Annotated in this window: 16 protein-coding genes and 2 pseudogenes; 9 read left to right on the forward strand and 9 right to left on the reverse strand. The window is 53.7% G+C overall.

The features are described 5' to 3' along the window. Position 1 precedes the first annotated feature (1 nt). The 3 genes from AC6I8X_RS25975 to AC6I8X_RS25985 all read right to left on the reverse strand — a co-directional run bounded on the left by AC6I8X_RS25975 (position 2) and on the right by AC6I8X_RS25985 (position 2,060). Complete coding sequence (locus tag AC6I8X_RS25975) at positions 2-724, reverse strand: SDR family NAD(P)-dependent oxidoreductase (protein ID WP_497841928.1); 723 nt, start codon at positions 722-724, stop codon at positions 2-4. A 63-nt stretch (positions 725-787) separates the two neighbouring features. After that, positions 788-1,357 (reverse strand): TetR/AcrR family transcriptional regulator, encoded by a 570-nt coding sequence (locus AC6I8X_RS25980; protein ID WP_497841929.1) that lies wholly within the window; start codon positions 1,355-1,357, stop codon positions 788-790. A 94-nt stretch (positions 1,358-1,451) separates the two neighbouring features. Beyond that, positions 1,452-2,060, reverse strand: a complete 609-nt coding sequence (locus AC6I8X_RS25985) for a helix-turn-helix transcriptional regulator (protein ID WP_497839405.1) — start codon at positions 2,058-2,060, stop codon at positions 1,452-1,454. A gap of 356 nt (positions 2,061-2,416) precedes the next feature. Here AC6I8X_RS25985 and AC6I8X_RS25990 point away from each other — a divergent pair, with 356 nt between their 5' ends. Beyond that, complete coding sequence (locus AC6I8X_RS25990) at positions 2,417-3,190, forward strand: ABC transporter substrate-binding protein (RefSeq protein ID WP_497841930.1); 774 nt, start codon at positions 2,417-2,419, stop codon at positions 3,188-3,190. A gap of 9 nt (positions 3,191-3,199) precedes the next feature. Beyond that, positions 3,200-4,321: a M14 family zinc carboxypeptidase gene (locus AC6I8X_RS25995; RefSeq protein WP_497841931.1), complete on the forward strand. Its 1,122-nt coding sequence runs from the start codon at positions 3,200-3,202 to the stop codon at positions 4,319-4,321. Positions 4,322-4,359: 38 nt separating this feature from the next. On the opposite strand, the gene AC6I8X_RS26000 is transcribed toward AC6I8X_RS25995, so the two are convergent. Continuing rightward, the gene (locus AC6I8X_RS26000) at positions 4,360-5,298 is read right to left on the reverse strand and encodes a Rossmann-fold NAD(P)-binding domain-containing protein (protein WP_497841932.1); all 939 of its coding nucleotides are present in this window, start codon (positions 5,296-5,298) and stop codon (positions 4,360-4,362) included. Beyond that, positions 5,295-6,260, reverse strand: a complete 966-nt coding sequence (locus AC6I8X_RS26005) for a threonine/serine dehydratase (protein ID WP_497841933.1) — start codon at positions 6,258-6,260, stop codon at positions 5,295-5,297. Before AC6I8X_RS26005 ends, AC6I8X_RS26000 begins: the two co-directional genes overlap by 4 nt. Positions 6,261-6,458: 198 nt before the next feature. On the opposite strand from AC6I8X_RS26005, the gene AC6I8X_RS26010 reads away from it, so the two are divergent. Then, positions 6,459-6,998, forward strand: coding sequence for a cysteine hydrolase family protein (locus AC6I8X_RS26010; RefSeq protein ID WP_497841934.1), 540 nt, complete (start codon positions 6,459-6,461; stop codon positions 6,996-6,998). On the opposite strand, the gene AC6I8X_RS26015 is transcribed toward AC6I8X_RS26010, so the two are convergent. Further along, positions 6,987-7,940 (reverse strand): AraC family transcriptional regulator, encoded by a 954-nt coding sequence (locus AC6I8X_RS26015; protein WP_497841935.1) that lies wholly within the window; start codon positions 7,938-7,940, stop codon positions 6,987-6,989. The two genes, AC6I8X_RS26010 and AC6I8X_RS26015, sit on opposite strands and share 12 nt — an antisense overlap. A 122-nt stretch (positions 7,941-8,062) precedes the next feature. Here AC6I8X_RS26015 and AC6I8X_RS26020 point away from each other — a divergent pair, with 122 nt between their 5' ends. The 3 genes from AC6I8X_RS26020 to AC6I8X_RS26030 are packed head-to-tail and all read left to right on the forward strand — an operon-like array spanning position 8,063 to position 10,410. Continuing rightward, positions 8,063-9,139, forward strand: a complete 1,077-nt coding sequence (locus AC6I8X_RS26020; RefSeq protein WP_497841936.1) for a zinc-binding dehydrogenase — start codon at positions 8,063-8,065, stop codon at positions 9,137-9,139. Between the two features lie 4 nt (positions 9,140-9,143). Next, on the forward strand, positions 9,144-9,506 hold the full coding sequence (locus AC6I8X_RS26025) for a VOC family protein (RefSeq protein WP_497841937.1): 363 nt from the start codon (positions 9,144-9,146) through the stop codon (positions 9,504-9,506). 55 nt (positions 9,507-9,561) lie between these two features. Continuing rightward, complete coding sequence (locus AC6I8X_RS26030) at positions 9,562-10,410, forward strand: SDR family oxidoreductase (RefSeq protein ID WP_497841938.1); 849 nt, start codon at positions 9,562-9,564, stop codon at positions 10,408-10,410. 36 nt (positions 10,411-10,446) lie between these two features. On the opposite strand, the gene AC6I8X_RS26035 is transcribed toward AC6I8X_RS26030, so the two are convergent. The 3 genes from AC6I8X_RS26035 to AC6I8X_RS26045 form a co-directional block, all read right to left on the reverse strand. Further along, positions 10,447-11,592 carry an MDR family NADP-dependent oxidoreductase gene (locus AC6I8X_RS26035; RefSeq protein WP_497841939.1) on the reverse strand — a complete coding sequence of 382 codons (1,146 nt, stop codon included), beginning with the start codon at positions 11,590-11,592 and terminating at the stop codon, positions 10,447-10,449. Positions 11,593-11,706: 114 nt separating this feature from the next. Further along, a complete protein-coding gene (locus tag AC6I8X_RS26040) occupies positions 11,707-12,603 on the reverse strand; it encodes an SDR family NAD(P)-dependent oxidoreductase (protein ID WP_497841940.1) in 897 nt (298 codons plus the stop codon). 1 nt (position 12,604) lies between these two features. After that, positions 12,605-13,174, reverse strand: a complete 570-nt coding sequence (locus tag AC6I8X_RS26045; protein WP_497841941.1) for a TetR/AcrR family transcriptional regulator — start codon at positions 13,172-13,174, stop codon at positions 12,605-12,607. A 527-nt stretch (positions 13,175-13,701) separates the two neighbouring features. Between AC6I8X_RS26045 and AC6I8X_RS26050 the strand changes: the two are divergent. The 3 genes and pseudogenes from AC6I8X_RS26050 to AC6I8X_RS26060 all read left to right on the forward strand — a co-directional run. Continuing rightward, positions 13,702-14,664 (forward strand): annotated as a pseudogene (locus AC6I8X_RS26050) (transposase family protein); the annotation flags it as partial. A 187-nt stretch (positions 14,665-14,851) separates the two neighbouring features. Next, positions 14,852-16,018: pseudogene (locus AC6I8X_RS26055) on the forward strand (ISNCY family transposase); the annotation flags it as partial. Continuing rightward, positions 15,996-16,670: a MipA/OmpV family protein gene (locus AC6I8X_RS26060; protein WP_497841942.1), complete on the forward strand. Its 675-nt coding sequence runs from the start codon at positions 15,996-15,998 to the stop codon at positions 16,668-16,670. The pseudogene AC6I8X_RS26055 and the gene AC6I8X_RS26060, both read left to right, overlap by 23 nt. Positions 16,671-16,697 lie beyond the last annotated feature (27 nt).

Consider the following 16,697-nt stretch of genomic DNA (forward strand, 5'->3'; position numbering starts at 1 on the left):
TTTATGCGCTAAACCCGCCATCAATGCGCAAAGCAGAACCATTGACGTATGCAGGTGCCTCTCCTGCCAGCCAGCTCACCATCGCAGCAATCTCTTCCGGCTCACCCAGTCGCTTCTGGGGATGCATGCTGCGAAGACGCTGCGCCAGGTCGCCCTCTGCCGGCGTCATATCTGTGGCTACCGGTCCGGGCTGCACATCATTAATGGTGATACCCCGCGAGGCAAGGTCCCATGCCAGTCCCCGGACCATGCGTTCTACGGCCGCTTTCGTCATGCCATAGACAGTCGAACCCGGACCTCTCGCGGCATCTCCCGCAATACTGCCAATGGTAATAATACGCCCGCCAGAGCGGATATAGGGTAAAGCCGCTTTGATGGCGACGAATGGCCCACGGACGTTCACAGCCAGCATCTGATCAAGGTCAGCAACACTGAAATCATCAATGATGCCGGTGACCAGTATCCCGGCGTTGTAAACCAGAATATCGATCCCCCCTGATTTTTCACCCGCCTGGTTTACAGCCTGCATCAACGCCTCAGCATTTCCGCTGTCGGCAGGGATAAAAAAGGGTGCGGCGTCTCCGGGAAAGGGTTCGCTGGCCGGATGCCTCGAGGTGTAGATTACGCTTGCCCCCAGGTCACTCAGCTGGCTGACAATACGGTGACCAATCCCTCTTGATCCACCAATCACCAGCGCGGTTTTACCTTCCAGTTTTCTGCTCACATATCACCTTACCGGAATGAACATTCCAGAATTAAACGCAGTTAATCTTGCAGAAACCTTTGTTTATCTCAGCGCCCGCAAGGCCATTGTTTTCATAAAACGCAGTTCTTCCCGGCTGGTACCTGCCCGACTGGCGATCCGCAACCCATTGAGCAGGACAGCAAGATAAGCCGCCATTTGCGGTGCCGTTTGCTCTGTTGTGAACTCACCACTTGCCTGACCACGCAGGATGGTCCCCTCAAACACACGCATCAACCGTTGCCCGGCCACCCTGTTTATCTGCGTAATCTCATCATCCTGAGTGCCAAATTCACAGATGGAGAGAATACCGAGACATCCCTGAGCAGCCGGACGTGCGATAAACTGTTCGATAGTGTCCTCAATTGCCTGCCCCGGTGAATCGGTGTGAATCAGCGTCGTGATGATTCCACTGACACTGTCATTCACATACATTGCCAGAGCCGCATCAAACAGCTGCTTTTTATCCCCGAAAGTATCGTAAATGCTCTGCCTGCTTAGCCCCATTGCTGACAAAAGCATTTCCATTGAGGTGCCGGCAAAACCATGTTCAGAGAACACGCTGATGGCATGATGCAGAACGTCTTCACGGTCGAATGCTTTACTACGGGCCATTACTCTTTCTCCGGGATGATGATTGAGAATCTACGCGGGTTTGCCCTTAGCAAGTTTTACCGTCAGTGCTTTCTGGAATGATCAGTCCGAAATTTTACACTTTAATCTCTTTCAGATGCTTGTAGACAGTTGCGCGCCCCATCGACAGCACATTGGCTATGTAGTCAGCCGAATTACGCACGTTAAATGCCCCCTGGTGGTAAAGCTCGGTGACCAGCGCTTTTTTCTCAACACGCGTCAGGGTAGAAAGCGAGGTTCGATGTTCAGCAAGCCACTGATGCAGGAAGGTATTTATTTTTTCCTGCCAGTCATGCTTAAACAGTTGCGCAGGTTGGGGTTGCAGGCGATTTACAGACAAAAACAGTTCCAGCGCGTTTTTCGCGTCGTCCAGCAGTGAGGTACTGAAATTAATGCAAAAGATGTAACCCGGATCGCCAGAGAGATTGGCCCTGATGCTGACCGAACGCATCGTCTTGCCATCCCAGTTAAGTTTTTCATACGGCCCTGTCAGCCGGTCCAGGTCATGCAGACTGAGTTCTTCCAGCCCGGCATCATCACCGATACTGCGTTTAGACAGGTTATTGGCCAGATAGGCAATTTTTCCGTCTCTGACATCATGGACAGCGACTTCAACCGAGGGGAAAAAAAGCGCAGCGATACCGTCAGCGATCGAACACAGAGTATTGAACTGCTCCGTCTTCATCTCAGACGTAAGGTCCTGTGATTTCACATGTTACTCCCGATACGTGTTATGCCGTCTACTGTAGCCGAAACCGCGACGGGTTTCCCTGATTAATGCAGACACTTCGTCTATTTGCAATCACCACGCCTGTATTACTTTCTGGTCAGATCAAAACCGTATATTCCGCTTAAATTTTATTAACTCCTTAATAATCATGAATATGATTATTGTTTCATGCCAGTTCTGCACCATACCTTCCTTTTAAAGCAATATACAAAAAGTACATAATGGAATATAAGTCCAGTAATCGATATATTTGAGACAAAAAGTCCATAGATGATTACCTGAACTGGCGCACACCCACACCGGAGGCCCTTATGCGCGCACTACCTGTTGTTTCTTCCCTTCTGTTACTGCTGTCCCTGTCAGCGCATGCCGCTGAACTCCCTGCCACGCTGCGGATTGGCACCGATCCTGGTTACGCTCCTTTTGAAAGCAAGGCAGCTGACGGTCGGGTAACCGGATTCGATATTGATTTGATGGATGCGTTGTGCGAACGAATGAAAACGCATTGTGTGGTGGTCGAGTCACCCTTTGACGCGCTGATCCCGTCGCTGAAGGCGAGGAAAATCGATGCCATTATGTCATCAATGTCTATCACCCCGGCCCGCCTTCAGGAAATCGATTTCACCGAAAAACTCTATTCCGCCAAAGCCCGCCTGATTGCCGTCAGAAATTCTGCCATTCAACCTACGGCAGCTGCGTTGAAAGGTAAAAATATTGGCGTGCTTCAGGGATCGATACAGGAAACCTATGCCAACAAATACTGGCGGACCGCAGGTGCTAACGTGGTGTCCTACCCGTCACAGGAAGATATCTATGCCGACCTGATCGCCGGACGTCTCGATGCGGCGTTTCAGGATGAGGTGGCCGGCAGTTTCGGCTTTCTGAAACAGCCATCAGGTCGCAACTTTGCTTTCGCCGGGCCGGCAGTTACAGATGACCAGATTTTCGGTGTGGGTGTCGGCATGGGTCTGCGAAAAGGCGATGAGGTGCTAAAACAGGCAATCGATAACGCCTTTAACCAACTGAGGCAGGACGGCACCTGGCAAAAACTCAATGCCCGTTATTTCCCTTTTGATATTTACTAAGGAGCCTGTATGGCCATTGATACCCGTGTGCTGTTCAGCGCCCCAACCGGCACTGGCATGCAGACAGAAACGCTGATGCATGTGTTTACCGGAGGTAAGAGTGAGCGTGCGGTCTATATCCAGGCCGGGTTGCATGCCGATGAACATCCGGGAATGCTGGTAATTCAACACCTGCTGACTCAGCTCAGTGAACTCCATAATCTTGATGCTTTAGACGGGAAGGTAACGCTGGTTCCTTATGCCAATCCCATCGGGATGATGCAAAACGTACTGGGCTGCTGGACCGGTCGGTTCAACCTGGCGAACGGGGAGAATTTCAACCGCAATTTTCCTGATGTCGTCGCCGGACTTGAGGCGCTGTCGCCTCCTTATGCTCAGCCTGAAGCGCTGTTCGCACAGATTCTGGCGGAAAAAGATCATGATGATGTCATCTTTGCGGCGAAAAAGGCGCTGTTACGTGAGGCCATCACACACGATGTCATTCTCGATCTGCACTGTGATACCGCAGGCATTCTGCATCTGTACACACATGAACGTTATCCGCAACGTGCCGTGACGCTGGCGGCAGCCATTGGCGCACCCGTGGTGTTACTGGAAAGCTTTGCCGGTGGGGGTGCATTTGATGAAGCCTGCACGCTTGGCTGGAAGTGGCTGGCTGAAAAAGGACTTTCCCCCGCTGCCCGCATCCCCTTTTCCGCCTCGCTGGAGCTACGGGGACAGGCTGATGTCAGCGATGAATTAGCGGCAGAGGATGCACGCCGGATCATCCGTTTTCTGAAAGCAGAGGGGATCATCACCAGTGGTGCTGAAGGTGTCGATGATCAGTCCAGGGAAAAGGTCAGCAGTTTTCCACTCGAAGGCGCAACACATCTCCCTGCTCCGGGTAATGGTCTGGTCGTCTGGAAAAAACAACCCGGTGAATGGGTTTCCCGGAATGAAATCATCGGTGAAGTGGTGGTTATGCAGGGAACTACCCGTGGGCATCGCCTGCCGATCGTCAGCCCCATTGACGGGATCATTCTGGTTCAGCCGTTAATGAAACTGGTCAGAACCGGACAGCGGGTAGCGCTCATCGCCGGAAGCACACCGCTGCCCGATCGGCGACAGGGAAAGCTGCTGATGCATTTCTGAGTTAATAATAAGCCCGGCTAAATTCAGCCGGGCCTTTTTCAGGCGCTCATCTGTTCCAGAATACTGAGTGCTATCTGAAGATCCTGCACTCCCAACCCGGTCAAATCTGCAATCGTGATGTCTGCTTCGTTCCGTTGATACAGTTCAGGTTGGTCCAGCAATGTCCCGATTTCATGCACCCTTAACTTCACCGTACTTTCTACCCGACTCAGTTCACCGTAGGCACGGCACTGGCTGGCAGAATCGACCATGATGCACTGGGCCATCTTCACCAGCGACGGATCCAGCTCCTGCTTACCTGGTGCATCGGCTCCGACAGCAGTGATGTGTGTTCCGGGGGCAATCCACGCTTTCTGTATCAGTGGCAGCGTCGAAGGCGTTGCCGTTACAACCAGCTGTGAATCCCGTGCAGCGATTTCTGCGTCCTGTGTGACCTGAATGTTCGCGTCCAGGTCAGACACCTTTTGCAGAAAACACTCAAGAGATGCAGCACTGCGCCCCCATACCATGACACTGCGACAGGATGTGACGTTCAGCAGTTGCCTGAGTTGTAATTCTGCCTGTAACCCGGTGCCGAAGATACCTATCCGTTCCACACGCGCAGGCATCAGAATTTCTGCGGCAATACGGCCTGCCAGCGCAGTACGCATTGCGGTCAGCCAGCCATGATCGTTCAGCAATACCCGGGGCTGACCGGTCACTGCCGAAAGCAGCATGATCAGTCCATCGTTACTGGCTAAACCCAGCTGTGGGTTGCGGTAGAATCCGGTCGATATCTTCACGCTGAAGCTGTCACCGCCGGTAACCCAGGCTGATTTGACACAGCAGTCTCCACCTGCCTCATCAAACAGAAATTGCTGCACTGGCGGCATCTGTACCCGTCCTTCAGACCAGGCGATAAAACCCGCTTTCAGTTTTTCCAGCGCGGGGTTTTCCTGATACAGCGCGCGGATTTCCGGCTCACTGAGGACTTTCATTGCACAGCTCCGATGAATTTCTCCAGGGAAATATTTCTCCCGCAAAGAACCACCGCTACGCGCTTACCACGCCAGATATCGGCCTGTTGCATAAATGCCGCCATCGCCACCCCCGCAGCGCCTTCAACCATACAGCGCTCGTGGCGCGCCAGGAGTTGCATGGCTCCACGGATTTCACTTTCACTCACCAGCACGCCTTCATCTATCACCCGCTGGCACAGCGGAAACGTAATGGTGCCGGGCTCCAGCCCGCCCGCCGTTCCGTCAGAGAGGGTATCGTGCTCCTCTGGTTCGACAATTTCACCTGCGCGCAATGAGGCGTACATCGCCGTTGATGCCGCTGGCCAGCAGCCAATAATACGGGTGGCAGGTGACAGTTGTTTCATCACTGAACCGATACCGGATATCAGTCCACCGCCCCCCACTGCCACGAACACGGCATCGAGCTTTGTTTCCTGTTCCAGCATCTCACAGGCAATGGTTCCCTGACCGGCAATGACAGCGACATCGTTATAGGGAGAAACAAAGGTGATCCCGGCGCGTTCAGCTGCACGCGCAGCCTCAAGCTCCACACTGAGCGCATCAGTTTCCAGCGTGATGACCTTTGCGCCATAAGCGCGAATCGCATCCAGTTTCAGCGGCGAAGCACTGGCTGCTGCATAGACAGTGACTGGGACGCCAGCCAGAGCTCCAGCGAGAGCCATACCCTGCCCGTGATTACCGGATGAAGCCGTAATCACGCCCTGCTCCTGCTGAGTCCGGGTCAGCAGGCGTATTTTGTTACTTGCACCCCGAAATTTGAATGAACCGGTATGTTGCAGGTGTTCGGCTTTCAGGAACAGCTCGCAACCATACTGCTCAGAGAGGCGGTGGCTTTTGTCGAACGGGGTCATACGCACCTGCGGACGCAATGCGATGTGGGCCTGTTTGCTGGACTGGCAGACGTCGGTTGGAAGTGACATGAGAACTCCTTGATATGTATTTATTGTCCAATATAGACATTTAGTACATTATGTCTACCAGCAATTTTTTCATCGCTTTTCAGGCAAAGGAGAACCCATGAGTCATTACACCCAGCCGGACTATCGTCGTTCGGCTCTGATCACCATTGACACACAGCGAGACACACTGGACGGGCAATTCCCGGCACCAGCGCTGCATTGCCTAATATCGTGAAACTGGCTCAGGCATGGCGTGAAGCCGGTTTACCCGTCGTGCATATCGTGCGCATCTATCAGAGTAATGGCAGCAATGTGGATCTCTGCCGACGCGAGGCGGTAGAAAGCGGCGCAGCTATCCTGCTGGAAGGTTCAGAAGGATGTGAACTTGCGCAACCCCTGTTGCCGGAGCCCGATATTCGCTTCGATAATGAGACGCTGCTGAGTGGCGGTATCCAGCATATCGGACCGGGTGAGGTGATTATCTATAAACCCCGCTGGGGCGCGTTCTATCAAACTCCGTTGCAGGAATGGCTGGCGGGGCAGCAGATCGATACCCTGATCTTTGCCGGGTGCAACTATCCAAACTGCCCACGCACCTCGATTTATCAGGCCAGCGAACGTGACTATCGCGTCGTGCTGGCAGAGGACGCACTGTCCGGGCTATATGAACAGGGACAACGCGAACTGACCAGGATCGGGGTGCAGTTGCTGAATACGGATACCATCGTTGAGGCACTGAAGCAGGCTTTAATCAGCTGATACGTCCTCTGGCTGCGCGCTGCGGCTAAATTGCCGGTACTGACCCGGGCTGTAACCCGTAGCGCGTTTAAACGCGATACTGAATGCGGTATCAGACTGATAGCCAATTCGCCAGGCCAGTTCGCTCAGACTTTCGCTGCTGTGGCGCAGTGCTGTTTTTGCCAGTAACAACCGCCAGCGAAACAGATAGTCGAGCGGTGTGTAACCAACCACCTTGCGAAAATGACTGGCAAACGCAGTTCTGGACATGCTGACCTCCGTTGCCAGTCCCTGTAGCGTCCACTTATTAGCGGGATGGGCGTGCATCATCGTCAGTGCACGCCCAATTTTGGCATCCGATAATGCGCCAAGCCAGCCAGTCGGTGATGTCGTACTCGCGATCCATGCGCGCAGAACATTCACCAGAATCAGCGCAGCCAGACTGCTGCGAGCAACTTCTCCGCCAATGCTTTCCCGGCTGACCTCCTGTCTCAGCAGATTCATCAGCAGAGACAACGCAGACGTATCTGACTCACTGGCTTTCAGATGGATCAGAGGCGGGAGATTATCCAGTAGCAGATCTGCCGCATCATGCTCAAAGGTAAAGCGCCCGCTGGCGAGACTGACGGGTGAGCAGGCCGCATCCTCGCTGCCGCTAAAACGCACCACCCCATCTTCATTTCGATAACGCCGATAGTTTTCTGGTCCATCGATAGGACGTGCCGAGGGATCGCTGGCGGAATAAAACGGGTTCCCGCTGGCCAGCAGATAGATATCACCGGACTGTATCCGCACCGGTTCAGCGCCAGTAATCCCCAGCCAGAACTCCCCGGACAGCACGCAGCCGAACTTGATGTGCTTATAAGCCGGAAAACGTAGCGCCCAACGCCCCGCTCCTTCAAAGCGCGAGGAGAACATGCTGTTAACCCGCAATGTTGAAAGTACGTCAGAAAGTGCATCCATTGTACTGTTGATAACCTTTTACGAGATTTATATTATTTAAAATACACCTCGCAGGCGAAATAATCCACAGCACTGACAATCAATCCGGAGCGGTTTCCCTGCTCCAGCCTGTGGAGAGTCCCATGAAAGCCTGGCAGCTCGATTATCTCGGTGGCCCGTTTAGATTAAACGATGTCCCTGTTCCCGAAGCCCGTAGCGGCAGTGTTGTTATCCGGATGCATGCCTCATCCCTGATGTCCTATATGCGCGATTATGTTGAAGGACGCCTGCCGGTCTATCGGGCACCCGACAAACCTTTTATTCCCGGCGGTAATGGCACGGGGACGATTCATACGGTAGGTGATAACGTCTGGCATCTGAAAGCCGGTCAGCGTGTCGTCATTTCCCCGCATCTGGTGGCGCATGAAAACGTAAGCTCCCCCGGACAAATTCTGCTCGGCGTAACCGGACAGGGAGACGTCGCTGGCAGGATGCTCAACGACTGGCCAGACGGCACCCTGGCAGAGTATGCGGTACTCCCGGCCAGTCTGGTCACCCCGGCTGATGGTCTCGATTTTATGAGCGATGCGCAGCTGGCGATGAGTATGCGTTACACGGTGCCTTATGGTGGTCTGCTGCGTGGACAGTTTGCAGCGGGAGAATCTCTGGTGGTATCTGGCGCAACCGGAGCTTATGGCGCTGCTGCCGTATTACTGGCTCTGGCAATGGGTGCCCGGCGGGTGATAGCCGTGGGTCGTCATGCTGCCAAACTGGATGCGCTGATTAAAGTGACAGGTTCCCGCGTAGTGCCCGTCATTGTCACGGGCCATCCGGAGACAGACACTCAACTTATCCGCGACCATGCTGACGGCGATGTGGATATGGCTTTTGATATGGTCGGGAATGCCGGGGACCCGGCGATGACGCTGGCCTGTCTCCGCAGCCTGCGCCACGGTGGACGTATCGTCCTGATGGGTAGCATGTCGGTCCCGCTTCCCCTCTCTTATACCGAACTGATGCTCAACAGCTGGGCCATCATTGGCAACTTTATGTATCCGCCAGCAGCTTATCGGCAGGTACTGAACTTCTTTCGTGCCGGGCTGCTCCCGCCCGACGCCATCACTTCCCTTAATTACAGTCTGGCGGATGTGCCTGTGGCGATGGACGCCGCACGGCAGGCGACCGGTCTGCAATCCGTTGTTATCAATCACCAGGAGTAACTCTATGCGTCTCGTTCACCATGCATTCCGACTATACCTTCCATCCGCTGAACTGGATGGAACTGTCGCGTTCTATGAAACCCTGCAGGGTATCCGCTGCGATAAACGCCTGAGTTTCCCGGAACGCGGCATTGAGGTTGCCATTGTCGGGGCATTTATTCTGCTTGCCGGCAGTAACGCTGCGCTGGAAGAGGTGCGCGACCCCCAGGCACTGCTGGTCGTTGATGACCTGGATGCAGCTCTGGACTGGCTTTCTTCTCAGGGGGCAACGCTGTTGCATGATCCTCAGGTGGCACCTGGCGGTCGAAACGCCACTGTCGCCCACCCGGATGGTCTGATCGCCGAATACTATCAGCCCGAGTTCTGATAAACGACGTCCGGGGTTGTTCACCCCGGCCCCGCATCAATAAAGAGGTCAAATCATGTCTCAGACCGTCCTGATAACCGGTTGTTCTTCCGGATTCGGCCTGGCAACGGCACAACTGCTCGCCAGCCGGGGCTGGAATGTCATCGCCACCATGCGAAAACCCGATATCACCCTTTTCCCACCGTCAGACAATTTTCAGGTGACACGACTGGATGTGGAAGATCCACACTCGATTACCACCGCCATCACAGAGGGAATCCGGCAGTTCGGCACCATTGATGCCGTGATCAACAACGCCGGATGGGGAATCAACGCAGTATTTGAAGAGATTCCCCGGACCAGTATTGAGGAAATTTTTGCGGTGAACCTGTTTGGCGTTATGGATGTTACCCGAGCCATTCTTCCCCACTTTCGCGCTAACAGAAAAGGCACCATTGTGAATGTCAGCTCCGGGGTGGGCGTTTTTGGTTTACCTCTCGCCACGCTGTACAACGCATCAAAGTTTGCTCTGGAAGGGTTTTCAGAATCCCTGTCTTACGAATTGGATGGACTGGGCATCAGGGTAAAAATCGTTGAGCCCGGCGCAGTCCCGGAAACCGCTTTTTCCCGCAAGAGCCGCGCGCGTTCCGCAGAATATATTGCAATTGGTGACTACGATCGTTTCCGCGCGGATATGGCACGCCTCTATCAGGGATTCCGCTCCCGAGCTGATGCCGATGCTGTTAATAAAGTCGCCACCGGTATCTGTGAGGCACTGATGGATGACAGTAACCAGTTGCGGTATGTGCTCACAGATGACATCAAGCCTTTCGTGAATGCACGGCGTGGTTCATCCGAAGAAGAATATATGGCTTTTATGCGCAGCGTATTCACGCCCGGTTCGGATGACTCACAGGATAAGTGATAAAATCCCGCGCCCTCAACGGCGCGGTGGTTAGCCTCACTCAAATGCTATCTGTAGCTTCCCGGGCTGGCGCGAGTGATACATCGCGCTGATGGCACAGGGAAGCGCATCGAAGCCCTGAACCGCATGGCTGTGTGGTTTCAACTGACCGGAAATCAACAACTGAGACAAGGCATCCTCAGCCTGAAGTCGCTGATGGTAAAACTGATCCACCGTCCAGACATGTGAGCGGATATGTCTTTCGGCGATACGCTTCTCCACTTCATCACTGAGGCCAAAGTTCTGGCGCATGGTCGGTCGTACCGCAGGAGCGCTGCCAATTGACGGTGCATAGTAGGACGCAGCCGAACCGTAAGAAAACAGGCGACTATGGCGATTCATCCGGCGGGTTACGCGTTCAGTCAGCTCTCCCCCGACACCGTCTGAGAACAGGTCGATCCCTTCAGGAAATGCCCGTTGCAGCAACCTGTCCAGCTCAGGTGAGGTGTAATCGATACAGTCATCAATCCCAAGCACTGATGTCACCCAGGTGCAGCGCTCTGCGCCTCCGGCAAAGCCCACCACCCGACATCCGGCAGCCCGGGCGATTTGTGCCACGATGGAGCCTACTGAGCCGGTAGTCGCTGCAACAGCAACAGTATCCCGCGCCAGCAGCGGTCCATTCTGCTGGAGGCCAAACCATGCGGTCATGCCAGAGGTGCCAAAAATCTCCATCAGGGTTGAGACAGGCCACATCCGTACCATCGCGGGTCTGAAAACGTAGACCCAGGGAGAATGGGTTCCGTTCAACGCCTGCACCAGCTGGTTCGCTTCAGAGAATCCCACCGGAGTATCTCGACTACTGATCACCTGGTACTCCTGCCATCCGGCCTGGCAGGCGATGATATCACCGACACAGAAAGCGGCATCGCGAGAGGCAACAACTTCCGCACAGGCGTAATTGTTCAAATCCGTCTCGCCAGGTTTAATCATGCCGCGCAGGATACGCAGACGTGTAGCAGAGTGGATATTAATCAATTTCACACGAATCAACGCTTCACCGTCTTTCAAAAACGGCATATCGCACTCTTTCATGCGGAAATGTTGCTCGTTCAGATCAGAACTATCAGTGATCCCGTCAACCACCCATTTACGGTAGGTGGCGGGCAGGAATGTGGGTGATGATATAGAGTCAGATGGCATAAGACAGGTTCTCCGCTGGCTGGAAAACCTTATGCTAACGTGCTCTGATATTAATTCGGATAACCAAAAGGCTGCATTTATTATTTGAGAGTACAGAAATGCAAACAGACCTGCTCACAGCTCATTATTTATTATTTGCTCAGAGATACGCCATAACTCACCGGCCAGCTCTGAGTCATTGAGTAAAGGATTTCCCTTTGCTACACGGCAATCCGCCCAGTATTCGCCCGATACCGATTCGGCAACCGGTGACGCAGCCAGCAGGCACTGCGTTGCCGCGCCCTGCCCGGGCGACTTCATAAAATGTTGTGCAATCATCATCACGGCTTTCAGCGGAAAGGCGAGGTTAGCGTTAAGCTTTGTGCCCGCCGTTGCGCCCGGATGGACCGAATTCACACTGATACCACGTGCACTGACCCGCCGGGACAGTTCTTTTGCAAACAACGCTGTGGCAAATTTGGACTGGCCGTAAAACGTGAAAGGTTTATAAAACTGCCTGCCGTACAGATTCGTAAACATCACCCCCTCCTTCGGGGCCTGCTGGATACTGGCGCTGGAGCTGCCAATAACCACCCTGCCGCTATTATCCGGTATCCGATCCAGTAACTGAGTCACCAGGTAAAAATGCGCGAGGTAATTCACCAGAAACTGCATTTCAACTCCATGCCTTACCTGAAGAGTGGGTGGTGCGGCTATCCCGGCATTGGTGATGATCGCATCTATCGACATGGGCAACCGGCGAATCTCCCGGACCGCTTTGCTGACATCATGCAAATCTGACAGATCACAACCCACAGCCAGATGATTACCTCCGGCGAGGTCAATCGCCTGCTGCGCTGCCTGGATGGTTCTTGCCAGACAAATCATCTGTGCGCCAGCATCAGACAACGCTTTAAGTGAAGCCAGACCAATTCCTGAGTTACACCCCGTCAGCAGAATGGTTTTACCCTTCAGGTCCAGTCCCGCCAGTACCTGCTGAGCGGTAGTCTTTGCATTAAACGAGGGAAACATTTCATTCTCCTTCTTTTAAATGCGGTGCCAGCACCACAGAAAGAGAAGCAGTCAGCGACTGACGAAATTCCTCTCTTGTCCGGCTGCCTGTCTTAATGCCGGTGGTCAGAAAATGGATCGTTTTAGCCATTCCCTCAGCGGTAAGGCCGCTTTGCGCCAGACTGACCATTAACGGAGATGATGCAATAGCATTCGCCAGTAACGCTTCAAATCGGCTTGAGAACTGATGCAACATCGCGCCGGCAAGATTGCTGCTGCTGGCCGCCAGATCATCCGCATCGGAAGTTCCCAAACCGATATGACTACCGGCCCATTCATCACAGGCCGTGATAAGCGCGAGAGCAAAAGGCTGTAGGGCTAATGCCTGTTCCGCGGCCGCAAGCTGGCGGGACAATGCATGATGTATGGTCGCGCTGAACAATTCTTCCTTAGAAGAAAAATGGAGATAGAGTCCCTGCCGTGAGATCCCCGCTTCTTTAGCGACATCTTCCAGAGAAGTTTTCCTGAATCCATGCCGGGCAAAAGCAGTAACGGACGCACTCAGGATGTGAGATTTACGATCTTCTGTCATTGGACTTACCGGCAATTGACTGGGTTTACAGAATTGATCATTTTTGTAAACATTGTCAACTCATATAAACCAACTATTCATCAACTCGGTAAAATCCGGAGTATGAAAGATAGACCGGCCATAGTATGAATCACGGATATACCGTGGTAACAACGGTGCTTCAGCCTCAGAAGGCAACTCAACAGGCCCCACCATGAGAGATAATACGACGAGCAGTAGAATTCATTTCTGTATTCAAACATGCGCTAAGCGAAAGGAAAAACAATGGCCTCTATCTAAACAGGGAGGCAGTTGCGATGGCTGCGGACGATAAAATGGCAGTTATTAACCAATGGGGTTATATATGATTTAATCATTGAAATATCATATTAAACATAATAAGTATTTACCGCACTTTTGCATTATATTGATTAACATAGCTTTAAGTGGCATAGCTACACTAACGTGACCGTTTCGAGCTACCTCATTATGATCCTGACCGGCCGGCATGCTGCTGGTTTACGTCGATAATGCGAACAGCCGCCCGCCTGATGCAGCCCCATTTTGTAAAATCAGCGTCCACGTTCACCTATTTTGGCCACTCGCGGCTATCTGGAGCAGCACGGCAAGCCGCTGGCATTTTACAGTGATAAAGCAAGTATCTTCCGCATTAACAACAAAAACGCGGCCGGCGGTAAGGGACTGACTCAGTTCGGACACGCAATAAACGAACTCAACATCACCGGCATCTGTGCTAACACCAGCTCAGCCAAAGGCCGCGTGGGGGGCGCCCATCTGACGCTGCAGGTGCAGGACCGAGTACTCCTCCCACAGCAGGTGTCGGGTGACACCTTTACGCAGCAGCTCCATATGCACGGTGGACCAGTCGGGATCTTCGGGTGCGCCGGGCTGGCTGTCAGATTCGGGGTAAAGAAGGCGTGCCAGCTGCACGCCGGATGCGGCCAATGCCTTCGCAGATGAGTTCATGGCCGATTATAACCGGCGCTTTGCGAAAGCTCCCCGGCACGATTTTGACGTTCACCGGCCGCTCGATGCGGACGACGATCTGGAGGCGATTTTTACCTGGCGTGAGCCACGCAAGGTCTCAAAATCGCTGACGGTCCGCTACGATAAGATGCTCTGTCTGCTTGAAGATAATGAGCAAAGCCGACATGCCATCGGTAAATACCCGGACTCCTGGCAGTATCCGGACGGCCGCGTCGAACTCAGGAGTAACGGAGACTTCCCTACTCTGCTTACGATCGCCTGTCTGAAGTTGACCAGGAGGCCATCATTGATAATAAGCGGCTGGGTCACGCGCTGGCGGTGGCTAAGCTGATGCAGGACAAACGCGATAATACGCGCTCGCAGGCCCTTCCTGCGGACCAAGGACCGACCCGCAGAATAAGAAAGACCCGGCAAAAAAACGGCAGCGTGAAATAAACGAAGACGATTTGCTGGAAGCCGTGGCTGATTTACAGACGCACAGTAAGGAGATTTTTGGCGGTTAAACCTGGCGTTTAACACAACCAGCGGACAACTCAGCTTAGCCTGAACCCGGTCATCTCTGCTTAGATTCAACATTAATTGTTACTCCAAAGCGCTAATGTCGTACGGAACAATTTACAGATTTCGTCCCTGAACTAGTCTTAAATTTCCTCAGGCTCAGCTCAGGATGCAGACTTTATGTTGGTGACCATGACAGATAAAGATCTTTACCGGCTTGGCATCATTCAGCGCGTTCACGACCACACTCTGCTGCAGCGTGAAGCCGCACGCCTTCTCGAACTCACGGTTCGCCAGGTGCAGCGTGTTCTGCGGCGTTACCGTGAGCATGGTGCGGCGTCGATTGTGTCTGCCCGTCGCGGACGTCCCGGCAACAACCGCATTCCCGACGATTCACGCTGCGCCGCTCTGCAACTGATCCGGCAACACTACGCGGATTTTGGGCCAACGCTGGCCACTGAGAAGCTGCTTGAACGACACGGCATTCCGGTCTCCGTTGAGACTGTCCGCAACTGGATGATCTCAGACGGACTCTGGCGGCCACATTCACGGCGTCAGGTTCACATTTATCAGCCACGACACCGGCGCGACTGTCTCGGCGAACTGGTTCAGCTGGATGGATCTCATCATGCCTGGTTTGAGGATCGCGCACCGAAGTGCTGCCTGCTTGTCTACGTTGACGATGCCACCGGTCGCCTGATGCACCTGCGCTTCTGTGATTCGGAGTCTGCATTCGATTATATGACAGCAACGCGGGAGTACATTGATCTAAATGGAAAACCCGTCGCATTCTACAGCGACAGGCACGCCGTTTTCAGGGTTAACGGTACGGATGCACGCCGCAGCGGCACCACGCAGTTTGGCCGGGCGCTGCGCGATCTCAGCATTGAGCTTATCTGTGCCAACAGCAGCCAGGCCAAGGGACGCGTTGAGCGCGCCAACCAGACGTTGCAGGATCGGCTGGTCAAGGAGATGCGACTGCATGACATCAGCTCTATCAGTGAGGAGAACCACTGGGTTACCGGCTTTATCGATGACTTTAATCGCCGCTTTTCCCGACCGCCTAAGTATCCGAAGGATCTGCATCATCCATCCGGTCTGCCTCCGGATGAACTGGACGATATCTTTGCCTGGCAGGACCAGCGGAAGTTATCAAAATCGCTGACTTTTCAGTACGATAAAATGCTATATCTGCTTGAACCCTCTGATGCGAACACCCGTATCGCCGGTGAAAAAGTCACCGTATTTGAATATCCTGACGGCAGGATCTGTTTCCGTTATGCCCACCGCGAGCTGTGTTATCAGGTTTTTGACAAGCTGGCCTGCGTGGATCAGGGTGAGATCGTCGATAACGGCAGGTCAGAGCCTGCCCCGTTACAGCGGGTCGGATAAGCGCCGCTCGCAGCTGGTACCGCTGGTACTGGCACGGGATGGGGCATTTTTTGTTGATTCGCAGAAAGGGGGGGGCTATGACCTGCAGAGCGACAGCGGACTCTACCTCGAACATACGCTTGGCTATGATCTGGGACGCTCAGAACGGAATTCGAACTGGCGGGACGGCATGGGAAATATTAAAGCGACGGTCAACACCGCTGTCGCGATTGGCTGGTCGGTCACCCCCTGGCTGACGCTGGAAGGTAAAGCAACCCTGCCGCTGAGCGACAGCCAGGGCGTGAATTACCAGACCTCCGCCACTCTAATCCCTCTCCAGACCAGCACCGATACAGTGGCATTCAGCACAGCGGCATTATTCGGCGACAGCCGGTATATGAACACGCTATATGGCGTCAGTGCCGCGCAAAGCCGCCGCACAGGCTACACGGAATATCAAGCGCCCGGTGGTTTTTATGGTGCGGATACCAGCCTGACCTGGAGTCATCAGTTCACCCCGCACTGGGGATCGCTGGTCAGTGCCGACTACATCTGGCTGGATAAGCATGCTAAAGAGAGTCCGATTGTATTCCGGCGTAATGAAGCGGCACTCACTCTCGGCGTATTGTATACATTCTGAGCAACCCGTTAGCCAGGGTGACTCAGG

The sequence above is a fragment of the Pantoea sp. X-Soil-TKNS-1280 genome (genome assembly GCF_059730475.1).